Annotated in this window: 2 protein-coding genes and 1 pseudogene; 2 read left to right on the top strand and 1 reads right to left on the bottom strand. The window is 32.1% G+C overall.

Annotated elements, in window-relative coordinates:
* Positions 1 to 8: 8 nt before the first annotated feature.
* Positions 9 to 1,104 (bottom strand): annotated as a pseudogene (locus ACSQ7D_RS12915) (ISAs1 family transposase).
* A 537-nt stretch (positions 1,105 to 1,641) separates the two neighbouring features.
* Between ACSQ7D_RS12915 and ACSQ7D_RS12910 the strand changes: the two are divergent.
* A complete protein-coding gene (locus ACSQ7D_RS12910) occupies positions 1,642 to 1,926 on the top strand; it encodes a helix-turn-helix domain-containing protein (protein WP_264854363.1) in 285 nt (94 codons plus the stop codon).
* Entirely contained in the window at positions 1,886 to 2,602 is a 717-nt protein-coding gene (locus tag ACSQ7D_RS12905; protein ID WP_437136181.1) for an IS30 family transposase, read from the top strand. Before ACSQ7D_RS12910 ends, ACSQ7D_RS12905 begins: the two co-directional genes overlap by 41 nt.
* The last annotated feature ends 28 nt before the right edge of the window (positions 2,603 to 2,630 follow it).

Here is a 2,630-nt window from a genome sequence, read left to right as displayed (position 1 = left end):
CAGGGCTGTTACATAGAGTTACAAATGTTTGATTTATAATATATTAAATTCATAAGTTCTTTGAAATTAATGATACTCCATTCCATAGCTGACTTGATAGAGTCTTTTCCATTAAGACGAAATAGGTTAATTGATATATTTCTCATTATTGAAAGATTCTCAGGAGCATTACCTGATTTAGTCTTACTCTTGTCCTCTTTCATTTGTACATCTTTCACCCAGTGCAAACGATTTTCTATACCCCAATGAGAACGTATGTGATTAGCAAAGAAATCAGCCTTATTCTTAGCTACACTGCTAATATGGTAAACTATCTCTATTGTCTGACCTTTCTTTGTTTTGACATAACGTGTTGTTTCTATAATTCGCTTTATACCAAACCATTCAGGAGAAATACCCTCTAAATTTTTATAAACTTTGGTAATACGCAATTCATCACGACCTCTTAGCAAAGAACACTCTTGGTAAGTGTGCATTAAATACTTTTTTGTAGCAACATTTGCTTTTATTTGCTCAAAAAGCTTTTTTTGATTACCTTTTACTTGTACTATGTAGTCATTTTTTGACTTTATAATAGTTTCAAGAGTTTTTTTGACAATGTAAGGCATCTAAAGTGATTATTTCACCTTGAATGTCTAAGGCTTGTAAGAGTCTTTGAACGGTATAAATTTCAGATTCTTTTTTGTTCTCTAATTTATCACAAGCTAATACAATGCCTCTTTGTGAAGCAAAAACACTTATCAATGAAACAAAATTCTGATAGTTATTTTGAGTGTCTTTAATAGTTCCTGCAATAGCCTTTCCATCAACAGCAAGTGTTTCACCTTGACACATTGGTAAAAATTGGGCAGTCCACTGATTGAATTTTTGGGCAAAATCATCAAAATCAATTTCCATAAATATCCTTCTAATAGAGCCATATGTAGGTACTTTACAGAAAGTTAGATACTTTTTAAACTCCCATTGGTTTTCTTTGAGGAAACGGCCTATTTCTCGATAACCAGTATAACCTGACATTATTGCTGTTAGGCACATAATCAGGAAGTTAGGCATTTTATGGCGGATACCGCGTCTTTTTCTAGTATCCTCTATACTAGATAACATTTCTATCAGTGTCATAGACTTTTACATTTTATTAGAATGCAAAAATAGTAATTTAAAATAACTTACAAAACTTTGTAACAGCCCTGCCTTTGAAGGGGGCTAGGGGGATGTTATCCCCTAGTGCCTATGGACTAAAACCTAGTGCCTCTTCTCTTTTCTTTCGCCTCGAAACCCTCTTTTTACCATTTTTATACTCGTTGTATCATATTAAGAATCAATTTCTTATACACTTTTTCTATACCGATCGTCCAAGATTCGTATAAGCTTCCTATAAGCTAAGTACACTTTTTTCATAGTTTCCTTTCATCTCGGTATTTTCCGATATTATTCTAATATATTTTGATATCTTCCGAAACCCCCAATAAGTTACCTGTAAGTTCCACTAATAATTGCAATTTTAAGTAGTAAATTTTAGTAAAACTTTTATTTTTCAGAGGGTTGTCCCTTAGAGGCAAAACCCTCTGAGAAATAAAAAAAGAGAAAAAACTATAAAAGTCTTTTCTCTTTCAAAATAAATGCTTTTCTTTGTAAATGACAATGAAAGAATATAAGCATTTAAATTTGGTGCAAAGGTCGGTAATTTCTGCTTTAAAAGCAAGCGGAATCAAACAAAAAGATATTGCTCTTTATGCAGAGTGTAATCCCTCTACCGTCAGTCGAGAGCTGTCAAGAAACAAAACAAAGACAGGAAAATACAGTCCAAAAGTAGCTCAAGAAATCTCAGAAGAGCGTAAAGAACGTTTTAGGAAAGAACGTAAATTTACTAAAGAAATGAAAGTTTTTGTTATTAAGCATATCACTGAAGAACAAGTGGTCTGTTGAGCAAATTGTAGGGTATTGTAAAAAAAATAGAATACCAATGGTTGGAAAAACAACTATCTATAATTTCATTCACCAAGACAAAGAAAACGGAGGCGAACTATACAAACACACTCGTCATCAGCTTAAGCATAGAAGTAGAGCATTGTACACTTGTAAAAAGAAAGTAGAAGATAAAAAGTCTATTGAAGAACGTCCTGAGGTTATAAGTCAGAAAACAGAGTTTGGACACTGGGAAATAGATTTAATTGTAGGAGCAGGAAATAAAGGAGCGATACTTACATTGGTTGAAATGACTACTAAAATGTTATTTATGAGAAAGTTAAAAGAAGGAAAGAAAGCTAAATCATTAGCAGATGAACTTATAGATATGACCTTGCCTTACAAAAACTATATAAAGACAATTACTGCTGACAATGGTAATGAATTTTCTGACTTTAAGCGAGTTGAAAAGAAATTGAACCTACAATTTTTCTTTGCTCATCCTTATAGTTCTTGGGAGCGAGGTCTTAGTGAACACACTAATGGTCTTGTACGGCAATACATACCAAAAAACATTGATTTTAAAAATATTACAGATAAAGAAATTAAAGAATATCAATATAAAATTAATAATAGACCAAGAAAAGTATTAGATTTTGAAAAACCTAAAGATTTATTCTATCAGAAAGTAATCTGAAAAATTGCACTTGATGGTGGAATGGGCG

It is taken from the genome of Capnocytophaga sp. G1920, assembly GCF_051417515.1.
This window is presented reverse-complemented; position numbering and strand designations above follow the sequence as displayed.